The organism is Variovorax sp. PAMC26660 (assembly GCF_014302995.1).
In the GTDB taxonomy this organism is placed as follows: Bacteria; Pseudomonadota; Gammaproteobacteria; order Burkholderiales; family Burkholderiaceae_C; genus Variovorax.
The window spans coordinates 1,640,411-1,658,374 of sequence record NZ_CP060295.1; the positions used below are offsets into that span (position 1 = coordinate 1,640,411).

The 17,964-nt window shown below is 66.9% G+C and carries 18 protein-coding genes; 9 read left to right on the plus strand and 9 right to left on the minus strand.

Annotation, left to right across the window (positions count from 1 at the left end; all coding sequences use genetic code 11):
- Positions 1-9: 9 nt before the first annotated feature.
- The 6 genes from H7F35_RS07870 to H7F35_RS07895 all read left to right on the plus strand — a co-directional run bounded on the left by H7F35_RS07870 (position 10) and on the right by H7F35_RS07895 (position 5,262).
- Positions 10-930, plus strand: a complete 921-nt coding sequence (locus tag H7F35_RS07870) for an alpha/beta fold hydrolase (RefSeq protein WP_187112356.1) — start codon at positions 10-12, stop codon at positions 928-930.
- A 17-nt stretch (positions 931-947) separates the two neighbouring features.
- On the plus strand, positions 948-1,382 hold the full coding sequence (locus tag H7F35_RS07875) for a hypothetical protein (RefSeq protein ID WP_187112357.1): 435 nt from the start codon (positions 948-950) through the stop codon (positions 1,380-1,382).
- Positions 1,379-2,449, plus strand: coding sequence for an alpha/beta fold hydrolase (locus H7F35_RS07880; protein ID WP_187112358.1), 1,071 nt, complete (start codon positions 1,379-1,381; stop codon positions 2,447-2,449). Before H7F35_RS07875 ends, H7F35_RS07880 begins: the two co-directional genes overlap by 4 nt.
- The gene (locus H7F35_RS07885; protein ID WP_187112359.1) at positions 2,446-3,054 is read left to right on the plus strand and encodes a GNAT family N-acetyltransferase; all 609 of its coding nucleotides are present in this window, start codon (positions 2,446-2,448) and stop codon (positions 3,052-3,054) included. Before H7F35_RS07880 ends, H7F35_RS07885 begins: the two co-directional genes overlap by 4 nt.
- 67 nt (positions 3,055-3,121) lie before the next feature.
- Positions 3,122-4,750, plus strand: coding sequence for a peptide chain release factor 3 (locus H7F35_RS07890; protein WP_187112360.1), 1,629 nt, complete (start codon positions 3,122-3,124; stop codon positions 4,748-4,750).
- A 2-nt stretch (positions 4,751-4,752) separates the two neighbouring features.
- A complete protein-coding gene (locus H7F35_RS07895) occupies positions 4,753-5,262 on the plus strand; it encodes a hypothetical protein (protein ID WP_187112361.1) in 510 nt (169 codons plus the stop codon).
- Between the two features lie 24 nt (positions 5,263-5,286).
- On the opposite strand, the gene H7F35_RS07900 is transcribed toward H7F35_RS07895, so the two are convergent.
- The 3 genes from H7F35_RS07900 to H7F35_RS07910 form a co-directional block, all read right to left on the minus strand.
- Positions 5,287-6,090, minus strand: a complete 804-nt coding sequence (locus H7F35_RS07900; protein WP_187112362.1) for an ABC transporter permease — start codon at positions 6,088-6,090, stop codon at positions 5,287-5,289.
- A 374-nt stretch (positions 6,091-6,464) separates the two neighbouring features.
- Entirely contained in the window at positions 6,465-7,322 is an 858-nt protein-coding gene (locus tag H7F35_RS07905; RefSeq protein ID WP_187112363.1) for an ABC transporter permease, read from the minus strand.
- Positions 7,319-8,314, minus strand: a complete 996-nt coding sequence (locus H7F35_RS07910) for an ATP-binding cassette domain-containing protein (RefSeq protein WP_187112364.1) — start codon at positions 8,312-8,314, stop codon at positions 7,319-7,321. Before H7F35_RS07910 ends, H7F35_RS07905 begins: the two co-directional genes overlap by 4 nt.
- 102 nt (positions 8,315-8,416) lie before the next feature.
- Here H7F35_RS07910 and H7F35_RS07915 point away from each other — a divergent pair, with 102 nt between their 5' ends.
- Positions 8,417-9,253, plus strand: coding sequence for an HAD-IIB family hydrolase (locus H7F35_RS07915; RefSeq protein ID WP_187112365.1), 837 nt, complete (start codon positions 8,417-8,419; stop codon positions 9,251-9,253).
- Here the strand turns inward: H7F35_RS07915 and H7F35_RS07920 are convergent.
- Positions 9,243-10,502, minus strand: a complete 1,260-nt coding sequence (locus tag H7F35_RS07920; RefSeq protein WP_187112366.1) for an MFS transporter — start codon at positions 10,500-10,502, stop codon at positions 9,243-9,245. The genes H7F35_RS07915 and H7F35_RS07920 overlap by 11 nt on opposite strands.
- An 88-nt stretch (positions 10,503-10,590) precedes the next feature.
- Here H7F35_RS07920 and H7F35_RS07925 point away from each other — a divergent pair, with 88 nt between their 5' ends.
- Together H7F35_RS07925 and H7F35_RS07930 are read left to right on the plus strand one after the other, a co-directional pair.
- Positions 10,591-11,166 carry a TetR/AcrR family transcriptional regulator gene (locus H7F35_RS07925; protein ID WP_187112367.1) on the plus strand — a complete coding sequence of 192 codons (576 nt, stop codon included), beginning with the start codon at positions 10,591-10,593 and terminating at the stop codon, positions 11,164-11,166.
- A gap of 94 nt (positions 11,167-11,260) precedes the next feature.
- Positions 11,261-12,331 (plus strand): Fic family protein, encoded by a 1,071-nt coding sequence (locus H7F35_RS07930; RefSeq protein WP_187112368.1) that lies wholly within the window; start codon positions 11,261-11,263, stop codon positions 12,329-12,331.
- A gap of 6 nt (positions 12,332-12,337) precedes the next feature.
- Here the strand turns inward: H7F35_RS07930 and H7F35_RS07935 are convergent, their stop codons facing one another.
- From H7F35_RS07935 to H7F35_RS07955, 5 genes are all read right to left on the minus strand, one after another.
- A complete protein-coding gene (locus tag H7F35_RS07935) occupies positions 12,338-13,309 on the minus strand; it encodes a Bug family tripartite tricarboxylate transporter substrate binding protein (protein WP_187112369.1) in 972 nt (323 codons plus the stop codon).
- 141 nt (positions 13,310-13,450) lie between these two features.
- The gene (locus H7F35_RS07940; protein ID WP_187112370.1) at positions 13,451-14,491 is read right to left on the minus strand and encodes a histone deacetylase family protein; all 1,041 of its coding nucleotides are present in this window, start codon (positions 14,489-14,491) and stop codon (positions 13,451-13,453) included.
- 31 nt (positions 14,492-14,522) lie between these two features.
- Positions 14,523-15,572 carry an ornithine cyclodeaminase gene (locus tag H7F35_RS07945; protein WP_187112371.1) on the minus strand — a complete coding sequence of 350 codons (1,050 nt, stop codon included), beginning with the start codon at positions 15,570-15,572 and terminating at the stop codon, positions 14,523-14,525.
- 143 nt (positions 15,573-15,715) lie between these two features.
- Positions 15,716-16,927, minus strand: coding sequence for a M20 family metallopeptidase (locus H7F35_RS07950; protein WP_261803562.1), 1,212 nt, complete (start codon positions 16,925-16,927; stop codon positions 15,716-15,718).
- An 8-nt stretch (positions 16,928-16,935) separates the two neighbouring features.
- Complete coding sequence (locus H7F35_RS07955; RefSeq protein WP_187112372.1) at positions 16,936-17,931, minus strand: Bug family tripartite tricarboxylate transporter substrate binding protein; 996 nt, start codon at positions 17,929-17,931, stop codon at positions 16,936-16,938.
- Positions 17,932-17,964 lie beyond the last annotated feature (33 nt).

Consider the following 17,964-nt stretch of genomic DNA (forward strand, 5'->3'; position numbering starts at 1 on the left):
GGCAGCCCCATGACCGCCGTTCCGCAGAACACCGAACATCGCACGCGCGCCAATGGCATCGAACTCGCATGGGACAGCTTCGGCGACCCCGGCGCGCCGCCGCTGCTCCTGATCATGGGCCTCGGCGCCCAGATGGTGGCGTGGGACGACGCGTTCTGCGCCCGCCTCGCGCAAGCGGGCGGGCACCGGGTGATCCGCTTCGACAACCGCGACACCGGCCACTCGACGCATCTGTCGCATCTCGGCGTGCCCGACATCCAGGCGCTGATGCTGCAGGCCATGGCGGGCAAGGCGCTGCAGGCGCCCTACACGCTGCACGACATGGCCAACGACTGCATCGGCCTGCTCGACGCACTGAAGATCGAGCGCGCGCACATCGTCGGCGCCTCGATGGGCGGTGCCATCGGGCAGGAGCTGGCAATCCGCCATCCGCAGCGGATGCATTCGTTCACCAGCATCATGTCGACCACCGGCAACCCCGGCCTGCCGCCGCCCACGCCCGAAGCGATGGCGGTGCTGTTCTCGCCCTCGCCCACCACCTTCGAGGCCTACCTGCCGCACTACGCCAAGGTGTGGCGCGTGCTGCGCGGCCCCGACGCCTTTCCGCTCGATGAAGCACGCGATGCCGAGCGCGCGCAGCTCACCTTCCTGCGCGGGCTCAACCCCGGCGGCGTGGCGCGCCAGCTCGCGGCCATCTTCGCGTCGGGCAACCGCAAGCCCGCGCTGCGCGACGTGCGCGTGCCCACGCTGGTGATCCACGGCGATGTCGATCCGCTCGTGCCGGTGGAATGCGGCGTCGATGTGGCCGATGCCATTCCCGGCGCGCGGCTGCTGCGCATCCCGCGCATGGGCCACGCGCTGCCGATTCCGATGTGGCCGCAGATCGTCGACGCCATCGCCACGCACACGGCGCAACGTCGCGATCACTGACGACGGAGCTTCCTTCCATGACCCAGTTCTCGTCCCTCGACCCGATGGCCATGTGGCGCGAGCTGATGGCCCAGTGGGAGAAAGGCACCAACGCGTTCGCCAACGAGACCATGTCCTCGGACCCGTTCCGCCAGGGCATGCATGGCGGCATGAACGCCTCGCTGACGGCGCAGAAGGCGCTGGGCGAATTGATGGCGCGCTACCTCACACTGCTGAACCTGCCGACGCGCGCCGACATCCAGGCGCTGGGCGAGCAGTTGCAGCGCATCGACGATCACTTGGCGAACATCAGCCGCGCGATGGAAGGCGGCCGCAGCCCGGCAACCCGTGCAACGGCCGCGGCGCCCGTCAAGCCGCGCCGGACGAAGCAGCCGCCAGGCGCACCACCCGCAGCGGCATCGAAAACGCCCGCAGCCCCGCCCAAGCGCCCCGCCGGAAAGCGCGCACGATGAGCCCTCCCGCCGATCTCGCCCTGCCCGACATCGGCGCCGAAATAGAGCGTGCGATCCAGCGCAATATCAAGGGCCTCGACTTCCTCACCTCCGCCGCGCCGGCCGTCGGCCTGACGCCGAAGGATGAAATCCATCGCCGCGGCACCCTGAGCCTGTACCACTACCGCCCGCTGGTCGACGAGATCTACCGCGTGCCGGTGCTGATGGTGATGGCCACCACCAACCGCGCCTACATCTTCGACCTCGCGCCGGGCCAGAGCATGGTCGAGTATTTGCTGCACAAGGGCTACGACGTCTACGTGATGGACTGGAACGCGCCGCGCGCCGACGAGAAGCGCCTGCGCATCGAGGACTACGTGCTCGACTTCATTCCCGATTCCATCCGCCGCGTGCAGGAAGACTCGGGCGAAGAAGACGTGACCATTGCCGGCTACTGCATGGGTGGCGTGCTGTCCACGATGTACGCGGCGCTGCACCCCGGCGGGCCGATGAAGAACCTCGCGCTCTTCACCACACCCATCGACTTCAGCCGCATGAAGCTCTTCCATGCGTGGTCGGACCGCCGTTATTTCGACGTTGACCGCCTCATCGACACCGTGGGCAACGTGCCGCCCGAGATGCTGTTCGCCTCCTTCGACATGCTGCGCCCGGCCGGTCGCAGCGCCGGCGTGGTGCAGCTCTGGGACAACATGGCCAACGACGAGTTCGTGAAGTCCTATCGCATGTTCGACCGCTGGGGTGCCGAGATGCTGCCGCTGGCCGGCGAGTACTTCCGCCAGACCGTGAAAGAGCTGATGTGGGACAACAAGCTCTTCAAGAACGAGCTGGTATTGGGCGGCCGCAAGGTGCTGCTGAAGAACATCAAGGTGCCGGTGCTGCATGCGCTCGCGCAGCACGACCACATCGTGCCGTACGAAGCCGGCCAGCCGCTGATCGCCAACATCGGCTCGGCCGACAAGGAAGAGATCGTGCTCAAGGGCGGCCACGTCAGCCTGGCCGCAGGCGCCAACGCGGTGCGCAGGCTGTGGCCCAAACTCGACGAATGGCTTGGAGTGCGATCGACATGACCATCACCACCGTTTCCGATTCTTTTTCGCGGACCTATCCGCGCACCGTGACGAGCAGCGAAGGCAACATCGTCCTGCGCCTGATGACCGCGTTCGACGCGGCCGCCGTGCTGGCCTTCGCACAGGCCCTGCCCGCACACGACCTGCTCTTCCTGCCGCGCGACATCACGCAGCCCAAGGTGATGGGTGCGTGGATTCGCGCCATCGAGCGCGGCGACATCGACAGTGTGCTGGCCGTGCGCGGCGACACGGTGCTCGGCTGCGCGGCGGTGATCCGCGATCCGCACTCGTGGTCCAGCCACGTGGCCGAGCTGCGCGTGCTGGCCGCGCCCGAGCAGCGCGGCAGCGGCCTGGGCCACCGGCTCGCGCGGGAAGCCTGCGCGCTCGCCATCGAGCGCGGTGCGGAAAAACTCGTCGCGCGCATGACCGTCGACCAGCGCGGCGCCATCGCCGTCTTCCAGGCCCTGGGCTTTCGCCCCGAGGCGTTGCTGGGCAAGCACGTGAAGGACTGGCAGGGCCTGACGCACGACCTCGTGGTGCTGAGCCACGACGTGGCCCGGTTCGAGGCGCAGATGCGGGCTTATGGGATGACGGAGGCGTTTTAGGCCCCCGAAGCGGGCCGGTTCCGGGCGCCCTTCTAAAATCGCGGCATTCCCCCGCAGATTGCCCACCTTGTCTTTTGTTGCCGAAACCCGCCGCCGTCGCACCTTTGCGATCATTTCCCACCCTGACGCCGGCAAGACCACGCTGACCGAAAAGCTGCTGCTTTTCTCCGGCGCGATCCAGATCGCCGGCTCGGTGAAGGCGCGCAAGGCCACGCGCCACGCCACGTCCGACTGGATGGAAATCGAAAAGCAGCGCGGCATCTCGGTGGCGTCGTCGGTCATGCAGATGCTGTACCGCGACCATGTGATCAACCTGCTCGACACGCCCGGCCACAAGGACTTCTCGGAAGACACCTACCGCGTGCTCACGGCCGTCGACTCGGCGCTGATGGTGATCGACGCGGCCAACGGCGTGGAAGCGCAGACGCGCCGGCTGATCGAGGTCTGCCGCCAGCGCGACACGCCCATCATCACCTTCGTCAACAAGATGGACCGGGAAGTGCGCGAGCCGCTGGACATCCTGGACGAAGTGGAACGCGAACTGGGCATGCCCTGCGTGCCCATGACCTGGCCCGTGGGCCAGGGCAAGACTTTCCGCGGGATCATGAACCTGCGCACGCACACGATGACGGTGTTCGAGTCGGGCAGCGAACGACTGCCGCATGACTTCGAGACCATCGCACTCACCGAGCGCGAAACGCTCACCAAGCGCTTCGGCGCCGATTTCGAATCCGCCATGGACAGCATGGAGCTGGCCACCGGTGCATCGCCCACCTGGGACCGCGAGGCCTTCCTGGCCGGCAAGCAGACGCCGGTGTTCTTCGGCTCGGGTGTGAACAACTTCGGCGTGATGGAAGTGCTGGACGCGCTGGTCGACCTGGCACCGCAACCGCAGTCGCGCACCAGCACCACGATGGTCAACCGCCAGCCGGTGGTGAAGGAAATCCAGCCCGAGGACAAGGACTTCGCGGGCGTGGTCTTCAAGGTGCAGGCCAACATGGACGCCAACCACCGCGACCGCATCGCCTTCGTGCGCATGGCCTCGGGCAAGTACACGCCGGGCATGAAGCTGAAGGTGCAGCGCACCTCGAAAGAGCTGCGCCCCACCAGCGTCGTGACCTTCATGAGCCAGCGCCGCGAGGCGGTCGAAGAAGCCTATGCGGGCGACATCGTGGGCTTTACCACCCATGGCGGCGTGCAGTTGGGCGACACCATCACCGACGGCGCGAGCCTGCAGTTCACCGGCCTGCCCTTCTTCGCGCCCGAGCTGTTCATGACGGTGATCTTGAAGAACCCGCTGCGCACCAAGCAGCTTCAGCAGGGCCTGGCCCAGCTCGGTGAAGAAGGCGCAATCCAGGTGTTCCGCCCCGAAGTCGGCGGCCCGATGCTGCTGGGCGCCGTCGGCCAGCTGCAGTTCGAAGTGGTGCAGCACCGCCTGAAGGCCGAGTACGACGCCGACGTGCGGCTCGAAGGCTGCCAGTACACCGGCGCGCGCTGGATCACGGCCGATACCCCGGCCGAGCTGCGCGAGTTCGTCAACGCCTATCCGGTGCGCATGGCCAAGGACGCGGCCGATACGCTGGCCTTCCTGTGCACCTCGCCGTACGACGTGCGGCTGGCGCAGGAACGCTTTCCGAAGATCCATTTCCATCCGCTGCGCGAGCATGCGGGGTTGGCGCTGCAGAGCGCCGGCTGAGCATGTCGTGCCTGCGTGCCGCGCTGATCGCGGCGAGCCTGTTGCTGCTGCCATCTGCATGGGCACAGTCGCCCTCGAACAACGCCCGGGGGTCGTCCAGGATGGCTTCCATCACGCCCGCGCAGATCGCATCCATCGAGGCGAACGCGAAGTCTGTTCAAGATCGGCTTGGCGCGATCTCCGGCGTGGACTTCAATTTCACGCCAGAGTCCGTGAAATGGCTCGACGGATACATAGAGAGAACGCGATCCAAGATCCCTGATGCTTCGGGGATTTCACAGGTCCTGGGCTCCTACCTGGGCGAGGCCATGCGGCGCAAGTACGACTGCACCTGGGTCGGGAACGAAGGTCAAGTCGCCTTGCAGTGCGAGCCCGAATTCGTCGTCTTTCCATTCAACAAGGTGGCCAAGCAATTTGCCAACGGCGGCGAGGATTCCATCTTCTCGTTCTATGAAACCGCCGGGATTCTTCTTGCCGAGCATCGCGCCAAGAAAGCGGTGCCGAAGAAGTAAGTGACGTTCGCGCGCTGCGCCGGGTCAACTCCCGGTTGAGGCGTAGCGCCGCAGCCCCAGCCGCCACACGCCGAAGGCGGCGGCCAGAAACACGAAGCCCGCGAGCGGGGACACCATGCCCATCCAATCCGGTGCCCCCAGCGGATCGGGCTTGCCGAGGATGGTCAGCGCCGGGTAATAGGCCACGCAGGCCAACGGCACAACGAAGGTCAGCACACGGCGGAACCAGTTCGCGTACAGCGCCAGCGGGTACTGCGCCGCCTGCACGCCGCCGTAGGTGAGCACGTTGGCAATCTCCAGGCTCTCGACGGTCCAGAACGCCAGCGTGCCCTGCAGCACCAGGATGCCGAGGAACAGCGCGATGCCGCCGGCCAGCGCGAACAGCGCCACGGCCACCGTGGCCGGCGTCCATGCAATGCCCGCCTGGTACGTGGCGAACACCATCACCCCGATGCCCTGCAACAGCCGGCCCATGCGGCTGATGCGGAAGTCATGCCCCATCAGTTGCAGCGCGAGCGGGCGCGGGCGCAGCAGCAGGCGATCGAACGCGCCGGTGCGCAGGAACTCGGTGCCGAGCACATCGAAGCCGCGCCCCAGCGCATCGGCGATGGCGAACATGCAGTTCACCAGACCGTAGAACAGCGCCACCTCGCCGATGTGCCAGCCCTGCACGTCGCCAAAGCGGTGGAACAGCGCCCAGACGGCGACCACCTCGATGCCACTGCCCAGGAACTGGCCCAGGGTCAGCAGCAGCGCCGAGGCGGGATAGCGCGCCTGGCCGCCGACTGACGCCTGCACGAGACGGAAGAAGAGAGGGAGCGAGCCCATTTCAGTTGCCCTTCCTCGTTTTGTGATGCGGTTCTTTTGTGTTCGGGCGTGTTCGTTCAGGGGAGTTCGTTCGGGGCGCGTGCGAATGACACCGGGTACTCCCCTCCGCGAATGTCCCCCGCTTCGCTCCTCCTTTATTTCGCTGCGGGGAGCACCCGGTGTCATTCGCACAGGGACGCGCTGCTGGTGTGCAGCCGATCAACGACCGCTCTGTCCAACGCTCACGTCGATACGGGGCTCTTTTTCGCGAAATAAAGGAGGAGCGAAGCGGGGAACATTCGCGAAAAAGAGCACCGTGTCGGCGTGAGCGACGCCCTGAACAACCGCGCCCCAAACGAACAGCGCGAAGAACAGAAAGGCAGGAAATTTCCATCCTAGCCACCCTGAATCTGAAGACTGCGCATCGTGCGCCCCATCGCGAACCGGCCCAACGTGACCAGCACCGCGATCCAGAAGCACTGCAGGCCCAAGCCGGCCAGCGCATGCCAGCCGCTCAGTTGCCCGAAGTACAACCGCGCCGGAATGTCCATCAGGCCAGCCAATGGCTGAATCAGCAGTGCGGTCTGCCAGGCATCCGGCATCAGCGCGAGCGGCAGCAGGTTGCCCGAGAGCACGATGACCACAGGTGTCGCCACCGCGTTGATGCCGCGCTCGTTCAGCGCCGCCGTGGCTGCCACGTTGAGCAGCATCACCATCGACGCCGAAAGCAGCAGTGCGAGCAACGCCGACAACAGGAACGCGACGGCCGCCGTCACGCTCGCGGGCAATTGCCAGGCCCAGTCGCCCAAGCCCGTCAGCGGCAGAGCGACCGCGGCGAAAGCGGCCATGAGCGCCACGCGCGGCAGCAGACGCGCTGCGATCCAGCCGGCGCTGCGCGCGAACCAGAGCGCGTAAGCGTCCACCGGACGCAGCCGGTCGTAGGCGACCGCGCCGGTGCGCACGGCCTGCCCCACCTCCGGGTCGCCCAGCCAGGGCATCAGCACGAGCATGCCCTGCGCGAGCCAGGTGTAGGTAATGGCTTGTGCGAGCGACATCGACGAACTCGCGCCCGCAATGGCCGTCCCGCCGTAGAACGCGGCGAACACCATCACCTTGATGCCGCCCCACCAGCACTGCGTTGCAAAGCCCGCGAGCGCGGCCGTTCGGTACTGCAGCATCTGCAGGAAGCGCGAAGCAAAGGCCGCGACGTAAGGGCGCACCGTGTCTCGCAGGCCGTGCGTGCGCGTGCTCATGCCTCGGCCGCCCCGTGCATCGCGTAGAAGCGCGCAATGACGGCCTCGATGGCCATGCCTTCGAGGCGCAGGTCTTCCACCGGATGCTCAGCCGCGATGCGCGCGATCAGCGCCGGGGCCGTGGTCACGGCGGGATCGAAGTCGAGCACCAGCGTCTGGCCGTCGCGCGAATGCACGGTGGCGCCGGGCACCTGCGCGGGCAGTTCGGCACCTTGCGCGAAATCGACCACCAGCCGGCGCTCGGCCATCACCTGCGCGCGCAGCGCCTCGACCGGGCTGTCGGCCAGCACGCGGCCGTGGCCGATGACGATCACGCGCCGCGCCAGCGCTTCGATGTCGTGCATGTCGTGCGTGGTCAGCAGCACGGTGGTGCCGCGCTCGCGGTTGGCGCGCCGCACGAAGTCGCGCACCGCCAGCTTCGACGGCGCGTCGAGGCCGATGGTCGGCTCGTCGAGGAACAGGATGTCGGGTTCGTGCAGCAGCGCCGCCGCGATCTCGGCGCGCATGCGCTGGCCCAGCGAGAGTTGCCGCACAGGCTGGTCGAGCACGCGCTCCAGGTGCAGCAGCGCGACCAGTTCGTCACGCGTGCGGCGGTAGCGCTGCGGATCGACACGGTAGATGTCGCGCAGCAGGTCGAAGCCGTCGCCCACCGGCAGGTCCCACCACAGTTGCGTGCGCTGACCGAACACCACGCCGATGCGCGCCACGTGCCGCTCGCGGTCCTTGAACGGGTCGTGGCCGTCGATTTCCACGCGACCGCCGTCGGGCCGCAAGATGCCCGCGAGGATCTTGATGGTGGTGGACTTGCCCGCGCCGTTCGGCCCGATAAAGCCCAGCAGCTCGCCGCGTTCGAGCGAAAAAGACACGCCCGACAGCGCCTCCACCGTGCGATGGCGACGGTGCACGAGCCCGCGCAGCGCGCCCATCACGCCCGGGTCGCGCTCGGAGATGCGGTAGGTTTTGAGGAGTTGATCGACGAGGATGTGAGACATGGAAAGCGCCGCGCCGGGCTTGAATGCGCGGCGGGGGCGGGATGCTACACGAAACAAAAAATCCACCCGGTACGATCACGGCCCCTTCAGAGATTCCTTGCCATGCCCGCGTCGTCCCTCCTTCCGTCCTCGCCGAACCACCTGCTGCCGCTGACCCGATGGGCCGCGCCGGCGCGCAGCGCGCTCGTCGGCGTGTTCACCGACATCGACGACACGCTGACCACCGACGGCGCCATCACGCCCGATGCGCTGCAGGCGCTGGGCGACCTGAAAGCGGCGGGCCTGGCCGTGGTGGCCATCACGGGCCGGCCGGTCGGCTGGAGCCTGCCTTTCGTGACCACCTGGCCGGTCGATGCCATCGTGGCGGAAAACGGTGCGGTGGCGCTGCTGCCCACGGCCGATGGCCAGGTCGAGAAGCGCTACCAGCAGGACGCCGCCACACGCGCCACCCACTTCGCGCGCATGCAGGCCGTGCTGGCGCGCATCGAGCGCGAGATTCCCGGCGCCGCACGCGCCACCGACTCGCCCGGCCGCGAAACCGACATCGCCATCGACCACAGCGAGTTCGTGCAACTGGGCGAAGAAACCATCGCGCAGGTCGTGGCGCTGATGCGCAGCGAAGGCATGCACGCCACCGTGAGCAGCATCCACATCAACGGCTGGTACGGCGACAACGACAAGCTCGAAGGCGCGCGCTGGATCGTGCGCGAACTCTGGGGCCGCACGCTCGACGACGAGATGGACCGCTGGGCCTACGTGGGCGATTCCACCAACGACCAGTTGATGTTCCGCACCTTCGCCAGCAGCATCGGCGTGGCGAACGTTGCGCGCTTCGTGCCGCAACTGGAGCACCTGCCGCGCTACGTGACGCAGGGCGAGCGCGGCGCGGGCTTTGCCGAAGCGGCGCGCGCGATTCTCTCGGCCCGCGCTACCCGCTGAGCGGCAGGCGATTGCGCCGCAGCACCGCCCATTGGCTCCACGCGCCCGCGACGGCAATCAGGATCAGCACGGCCGCATAGCCTTCCACTGTCGCCAGCAGGCCCAGCGGCTTGACGAGAAAGCCCGCCAGCATCGCGGGCAGGCTGAACGCGAGATAGCTCACCACGAAGATCGCCGCGAACAGCTCGCCGCGCTCATGCGATTGCGCCAGTGGCGCCAGCGTCTGCACCAGCGCCGAGAACGCGCCGCCGAAGCCGATGCCCGCCACCGCGGTACCGACGAAGAACAGCGCGAGCGAGCGCGTGGCGAGCGATGCCAGCAGCAGCGCAACGCCCAGCGCGATGCTCGCCATGCCGACGATGGCCGGCCGGGGCGCGGCAAAGCGACCGAGCAGCGTGGGCGCGATGGCGCCCATGCCCGAGAGCACCGCCACCGTGAGGCCGTTGACCACGCCGTTGTCGACGCCGAACACATGCAGCATCAGCGACGGCGCAAGGGAAAGGTACAGCCCGCCGAGCGCCCACACCACGACGAAGGCCGGCAAGCCACGCGCAAACTCGGCGCGGGCCTGCACGGGAATCGACACGCGCGGCACCAGCGAGGCCAGCGCGCCGGCGCGCGGCGTGACGGTCTCGGGCATCCACAGCACCACCACCGCGCCGATGGCAAACACGACCGCCAACACGCCGAACACCAGCATCACCGGCTGGCCTGTGAGCTTGACGGCCATGCCCGTCAGCAGCGCACCGACCGCGAGCCCGGCCAGCGGCGACACGCTGGTGATCAGCGCGCCCAGCCGCTTGCGTGAGGCCGGAGCGGCTTCGACCACCGCCGCGCTCAATGCACCGCTCGCGACGCCCGTGGCAATGCCCTGCACGACGCGCGCGACGATCAGCCCGCCGATGTCGTGCGCCCACAGGAAGAGCCCCATCGCCACCGCCTGCAGCACCAGCGCGGCCAGCACCACCGGCCGCCGGCCGATGTGGTCCGACAGCGAGCCCGCCACCAGCAGCGAGATCAGCAGTGCGATCGCATAGATCGCAAAGGCCACCGTGAGCATCGACGACGAGAAGCCCCAGGCGTGCTGGAACACCACGAACAGCGGCGACGGCGCGCTGGCCGCGAAGAAGAAGGCGAACAGCACGGCCGCCAGCAACGGAAACGCCACACCGGCCGGCAGGCGCCAGGGCTTGGAGCGGGCGGCAATGGCGGCGGTGGCAACGGCCAGTTCAGGGCAGGTGGACGGCATGGCAGATCCTTAACGCAACTTTTTTAGCTTTTGTGATTCTAGACCTGCACCTCTTCTAAAGCAAATATCTTTGCGTTAAAGTCCGAACATGAACGACCTTGCCCTTCCCAACAAGCGCCCAGGCGGCCGCAGCGCACAGGTGCAGACACTGGTGCGAACGGCGCTCGAAGAGTTGGTGGCCGAACAGGGGCGCGAGCGCGTCACCGTGCCGGCCGTGGCCGAACGCGCGGGCGTCAGCGCTTCCAGCATCTATCGGCGTTGGGGCGATCTGGCGGGGCTGCTGGCCGAAACGGCCACCCACAAGCTGGACCCGAACCGGCCGCTGCCCGACACCGGCACGCTGCGCAAGGACCTGGAAGCCTGGGCGCGCGAACTCATCGTGCACCTCGCGCTTCCGTGCAACACCTCGCTGCTGAAAGCCGCGGCTGCGCTGGCCAACGGCGGCTCCGACACCGACTGCCTGCGCAACCGCCGCAAGGAGGCGCTCGCGCTGGTCGAACAGGCGCGCGCTCGCGGCGAGCAGACGCCCGAGCCGGAACAGGTGATCGACCACCTGATCGCGCCCATCGTGTTTCGCCTGGTGTTTGGGGGCGATCCGGTGAAGCCGGCGCTCGCGAAGCGGCTGGTGGGCGAGCTGTTTGCGATCGCAGCCGCAACTCACTGATTCACCGAATCTTCCATGCTTCGCATCTATATGTATAGAAATTCGATTTTTCTATGCATGTCAGGCCTACCATGTATAGGAAACCGAAACTCCTATGCACTTCCTCCAGCCCCTTGACCATCTGGTCCCCTCCCGCTTCGATTCGCCCGCCATTCTGAAGAGGCTCGCCAGCGCGAGCCGCCAGTTGGCTGAACTGAAAGGCATCGCGGCGGCCATCCCCAATCAGGGAATCCTCATCAATACCCTGGGGCTGCAGGAAGCCAAGGACAGTTCCGCAATCGAGAACATCGTCACCACACACGACGAACTGTTCAAGGACGACGTCTTGCCCGAGGCCTTCGTCAATCCAGCGGCCAAAGAGGTTCTGCGATACCGGCAGGCATTGCGCGTGGGCTTCGAGCAAGTGCGCGAAAGTGGCCTCATCACCGCCAACCACATCCTCGTGATCCAGTCGGAACTGGAGAAGAACAACGCAGGTTTTCGCAAGCTGCCAGGCACCGCACTGAAAGACAGCGGCGGCCGAACGGTCTACGCACCACCGCAGGATCACAGCGAAATCGTTGCACTGATGCGCGCACTCGAGCGCTTCATCAATGAGTCCGATCTGTTCGCCGTCGATCCCTTGATCAAGATGGCACTGATTCATCATCAGTTCGAGAGCATTCATCCGTTCTACGACGGCAACGGACGCACGGGCCGCATTCTCAACGTGCTCTATCTGGTCAAGGAGCGGCTGCTCGACATTCCAGTGCTCTATCTGAGCAGTTACATCGTGCGCACCAAAGCCGACTACTACCGGCTGCTGCAAGCGGTACGAGATGACGACGCGTGGGAAGAATGGGTGCTTTACCTGCTGGAGGCCGTGGAGCAGACGGCAGGCCAGGCCATCGCAACCATCCAGGCGATCAAGGCAGCGCTGTTCGACTACAAGCACCGAATTCGCGAGGGCTACAAGTTCTATAGCCAGGACCTGATCAACAACCTCTTCACGCACCCCTACACAAAGATCGAATTCGTGCAGCGCGACCTGCAGGTGTCGCGCCTCACTGCGACCAAGTATCTGGATGCTTTGGTCGATGGAGGCTTCCTGCAAAAGCAGAAGATCGGGCGCGCCAATTACTACATCAACGTGGCACTCACGCCCATTCTTCAAGGTGGCAAATAGAGCGTCCTACTTCTCCTTCGCCAGCCCCAGCTTGTCGATGATGACCTTCTCTCGCACCACCGTGTCCTGCGCAAACTTGGTGTACGTCGCCGAACTCATGTAGTTCGGCAGCATGTCGTAGCGGCCGAGCGAGGCCACGTAGCTCGGTTCTTCCATCGCCTGCTTGAAGGCGTCGTGCAGCTTCTTCACAACTTCGGGCGGCGTGCCCTTGGGTGCGCCGATGCCGAAGGGCGAGTTCTGCACGATGTCGTAGCCCAGTTCCTTCAGCGTGGGCGCGTCGGGGAACTTGGCCAGGCGCTTGTCGCCCCAGGTGTTCAGCACGCGCAGCTTGCCGGCTTCGACCTGCGGCGCGAAGCCGGTGCTGTCTGCAGCGGCCATCAGTTGGCCGCTGACCACCGCGAGCATCAGGTCGGCGCTGCCCTTGTAGGGCACGTGCTGCAGCTCGATGCCGGCCTTCTGCGCAATGATTTCGGTCGTCAGGTGCGGGCTGGTGAGGTTGCCGGTCGAGCCGTAGGTGAGCTTGCCGGGGTTGGCCTTGGCGTAGGCGACGAAGTCGGCCCAGGTCTTGAACGGGCTGTTGGCGGGCACCACGATGCCGAAGGCGTAGCCCGTCACGTTCAGGACGTAGGTGATGTCCTTGAGCGGGTCCCAGTTGATCTTGGTGGTGTAGCCCAGGCGGAACACGCCGAGCGGGATCTGCGCGACGGTGTAGCCGTCGGGCTGCGAGGTCTGCAGCGCCTGCGCGGGCAGCGTGCCGCCAGCACCGGGCTTGTTGTCGATGATGACGGGCTGGCCGAGGATGCGGCTTGCGTTGTCGGCAAGCTGGCGCATCGTGATGTCGGTCGGGCCGCCTGCGGGGAAGGCAATGACCAGCTTGATGGGCTTGGTGGGAAAGGCCTGCGCAAAGGCCGCCAGCGGAGAAACGAGGCCGCACGCGGCGAGCGTGGCGGCACGAAGGAATGATGAGCGGCGGAGCATGGCTGACTGGATCCTGACTTTGCAAAGCGCCGATTGGGCCTTGCCCGGTGGGCGAAGGCAATCGGGGCTCCCCTGATTTCCCGGGGAAATCAGGGCCATTCGGGCTGCCGGAGTCGCGCTTGCGTCAGCCCGACCCCGTGGCTACACCTGCTCGAACCCCTGGAGCACGTTGACCGCGTTGATGCCGACTTCTTCCACCGCGTAGCCGCCCTCGAACACGAACACTGTCGGCAGGCCGGCACGCGCCAGGTCTTCGCCCATGCGCAGGTAGTCGTCGCTCTTGAGCTTGAAACCGGAGATCGGGTCGCCCTCGAAGGTGTCGACGCCGAGCGAGACCACGAGCGCGCCCGCCTTCACCGCGGCGATGCCGTCGAGCGCGGTCTTCAGCGCCGCGCGCCAGGCCGTGAAATCGGTGCCGCGCGGCAGTGGCAGGTTGTGGTTGAAGCCCTCGCCTTTTCCGGCGCCGCGCTCGTCGGCATGACCGAGGTAGTACGGGTAGTCGGTCAGCGGATCGCCATGCAGGCTGGCGAAGTGCACGTCGCTGCGCTCGTAGAAGATGGCCTGCGTGCCGTTGCCGTGGTGGTAGTCCACGTCGAGCACGGCCACGCGCTCCACGCCCGCATCGCGCAGCGCCTGCGCCGCGACGGCGGCGTTGTTGAGGAAGCAGTAACCGCCGAAGAAATCCACGCCCGCATGGTGGCCCGGTGGCCGCGTGAGTGCGAAGGCCGAGCGTTCGCCGCCGATGACGCGCTGCGCCGCTGTCCATGCGCAGGCCGCGCCGTGGCGCGCGGCGGCCCAGCTGCCCGCCATCAGCGGCGTGCCCGCATCGAACGAGAACAGCCCCATGCGCGCCGGAAAGCTCCTGGGCAGCACATCGGTGCGCATGCCGCGCGTGGGCCAGTACGACGGCAGCACGTCGCGTGTCGCGTTGGCTGGATCGAGCGCCACCCACTCTTCCCACGCATGCGCAATGAAGTCCAGGTAACGCGGCGCATGCACCTTGGCGAGCAAGGCGTCGTCGAAGGCATCGGGCAGTTGCAGCGCACCTAGCTTGCGGCGCTCCAGCTCATGCCTCACATGGTCGACGCGCGCGGGCACCTCGAAGCACGGCACGAGTTCGCCGCGGAACATCTCGACTTTGCCCTGGTGAAGCGAATGCTGGTCGTTGTAGATGGTGAGCATGAAAGGAATGCGTGATCGACGAAGCCGCCGATCATGCCGCACGCCGCAGCACCGCCCGGCGCCGCCCCGAGGCCGTGAGGCCGAACAGGTCCTTCGGGTCGTCCAGCTCGGGCACCAGCGCAATCTGCTGGCCGATGCCGCGTTCACTGGCGATCCGCTGGATGTAGCGCAGCGCGGTGTAGTCCTCCAGCGCGAAGCCGACCGAATCGAACAGCGTGACCTGCCCCGCACTTTCGCGGCCCGGTACTTCGCCGAGCAGCACGCGCCACAGTTCATGCACCGGGAAGTCGGCAGGCAGTTGCTGGATCTCGCCCTCCACGCGGGTCTGCGGCTCGTACTCGACGAACACGCGCGCCATGCGCAACACGTCGGGGTGCAGTTCGGTCTTGTCGGGCGAGTCGCCGCCCACGGCGTTGATGTGCATGCCTGGCTCGATCATGTCGGGCGTGAGCACGGTCGCGCGGCCCTGGTAGGCGGTGATGGTGGTCACGATGTCCGCGCCGCGCACGGCCTCGGCCACGGAACGCGCACGCACGATCTCCAGCGGCGTGCACGCCGACAGGTGGCGCACCAGCTTGTCGGTGGCGTGCGGGTCGGTGTCGAACACGCGCACTTCCTCGATGCCCAGCAGCGCATGGAAGGCCAGCGCCTGGAACTCGCTTTGCGAGCCGTTGCCGATCAGCGCCAGGCTGCGCGAATCGGGCCGCGCCAGCGCCTTCGCCGCCATGGCCGAGGTGGCGGCGGTGCGCAAGGCGGTGGTGAGCGTGAGTTCCGACAGCAGCGTCGGATAGCCGGTATCGACCTCGGCCAGCACGCCGAAGGCCATGACGGTGGGCAGTCCGACCTGTGTGTTGTGGGGGTGCCCGTTGACGTACTTGAAGGCGTAGGCGCCATCGTCGGCCACCGGCATCAGCTCGATCACGCCCAGGTGCGAATGGCTGGCCACGCGTGCCTTCTTGTCGAACTCGCGCCAGCGCAAGAAGTCGTCGCGCAGGGCGTCCGCCAGGGCCTCGAGGAATTGGGGAACGCCGGTCTCGTCCACCAGGCGGACCAGGCTGTGAACATCGATGAAGCGGGTCATGACATGGCTCCTTGCGTAGCCCCGACGCGGCGCTTCATCCCTTCACATGTTCACTCCACCATGGCTGATTCAGGATGCGCCTGCGCCAAGGGTTCGAGTCATTGTGCGCCCGTTTCAACACCCGTGCGAGACCCTCGAAAGGCCTATGCGTTCAGGTGGAATGGCGTGTTGGCGAACAGTTGCACGCCATGCAGCAGCGCGTCTTCGTCGAAGTCGAAATGCGGATGGTGATGCGGGTGCACGATGCCCTTGGCACCGCTGCGCGCGCCCACGAAGACATAGGCGCCCGGCGCATGCTTCAGGAAGGCGCTGAAGTCCTCGCTGTTCGGCAGCGGCCGAATCGCGTGGAGCGCCGCCGTGGCAATGCCTTGCTGCACCACCGCGCGCATCCGCTCGGCCACCGCCGCGTCGTTGACCACCGGGCTGTAGCCGCGGATGTATTCGAGCGTGCACTGCGCGCCGTGCGCCGCCGCCACGCCGTTGGCGATGCGCTCCACCAGCGCGGGCACCTGCTCGCGCACCGGCTCGCTGAAGCAGCGCACCGAGCCCCAGAGTTCGACCGTATCGGGAATCACGTTGAAGGCGCTGCCGCCGTCGAAACGCGTGACCGAGAGAATCACCGCCTCGTGCGGATCGGTGTTGCGCGAGACGATCGACTGCAGGTTGCCGACGATCTGCGCGCCGATCATGATCGGATCGATGCAGCGGTCGGGGTTGGCCGCGTGGCCGCCACGGCCGCGCAGGCGCAGCACGAAGCGGTCGGAGCTGGCCAGCGCCGGGCCGTCGAGCACGGCAATGTGGCCGGTGTCGAGCGTCGACATCACGTGGGCCGAGATGATCTGATCGACACCCTGCATCACGCCCGCATCCACCATCTGCTGGGCGCCGCCCGGGTGCTGTTCTTCGGCATGCTGAAAGAAGAAGCGGACCTCGCCCGGCACCTGCGCGCGCAGGCCGGCCAGGATGCGGGCAGCGCCGAGCAGCATGGCCGCGTGGCCGTCATGGCCGCAGGCGTGCATGACGTTGGCATTGCGCGAGGCGTAGTCGCAGCTTTTCTGGTCCTGCAGCGGCAGCGCATCGATGTCCGCGCGCATGGCGAGCGTGCGCCCTGCCCGGCCTCCGACCAGGCGCGCCACCAGACTTGTCGATGTGGGGCGTGTCACCTCCAACCCCTCGATGGCCGCGAGTTCGCGCTCCAGGAAGTCGGCCGTGTCCACCTCCTTGAACGACAGCTCCGGATGCCGGTGCAGGTGGCGCCGCATGGCGACGACCTCCGCATGCTGGCGCTGCGATTGCGCGTCGACGGTTTCTGCAATGCTCGCGTGGGACATGGTGATTTCTTTGATTGCGGTCATGGCGGTGCTCACTCGGGGCTGATGCCCGCGGCCTGGACGATGCGGCGGTTGCGCGCCAGCCCGCTTTCGATCTGCGCACGGAAGGCTTCGGGCGAACCGCCGACAGCCTCCACGCCCAGTTCCTTCATGCGCGCCAGCAGGGCCGGGTCGCGCAGCGCCGCAACGGCCGCGTCGTGCAGCTTCTTCTGGATGGCAGGTGGCGTCTTCACAGGCGCCACGAGGCCGAACCAGGTCATGGCGAGTTCATTGAGGTCGGGTTGGCCCAGTTCCTTGAGCGTAGGCACCGAGGGCAGCGCGTCCAGCCGCCGCTGGGCGCCCACGGCGAAGGGCAGCAGCTTGCCGCTCTTGATGTACGAGGCCGACGAGGGGTACTGGTCACTGGAAACCTGGGTCTCGCCCGCGAGCGCCGCGGTCAACGCGGGGCCCATGCCACGGTAGGGAATGTGGCGCAGCTTGAACTTGAGGTCGGCGTTCATCGCCTCGATCAGCAGGTGGCTGATCGAGCCCGGGCCCGACGAGCCCATGTTGTAGTTGTCGGGCTTGGCCCGCACCTCGGCCACGACCTGCTCGAAGCTGCGCGCCGGAAACGACGGATGCACCATGAACACGGACGGCACGGTGGCCAGCACGGTGATCGGCGCCAGGTCCTTGAGCGGGTCGACGCGGTTCGCCTTGAGCATGACGGGGTTGACCGTCAGCGTGCTCACGGTGCCGATGCCGATGGTGTAGCCATCGGCATCCGCCCGGCTCACCGCCTCGGAGCCGATCATGCCGCCGCCGCCGGCGCGGTTGTCCACGATCACCGGCTGCCCCAGCGTGGCTTGCATCCTGTCGGCCACGAGGCGGGCCACGAGGTCGGTGGAACCACCGGGCGCGAACGGAACGACCAGCTTGATCGGGCGTTGCGGGTAGCCGTCCTGCGCGAAGACCGGCGCAGCGGCCGAGAACGCGAGAAGACCCAGGAGGGATGAAAGGGCCGCAAGCCGACGTCGCGAAAACTGCATGGCGTTTCTCTGTGGGAGCGAAAAGTGGGTCGG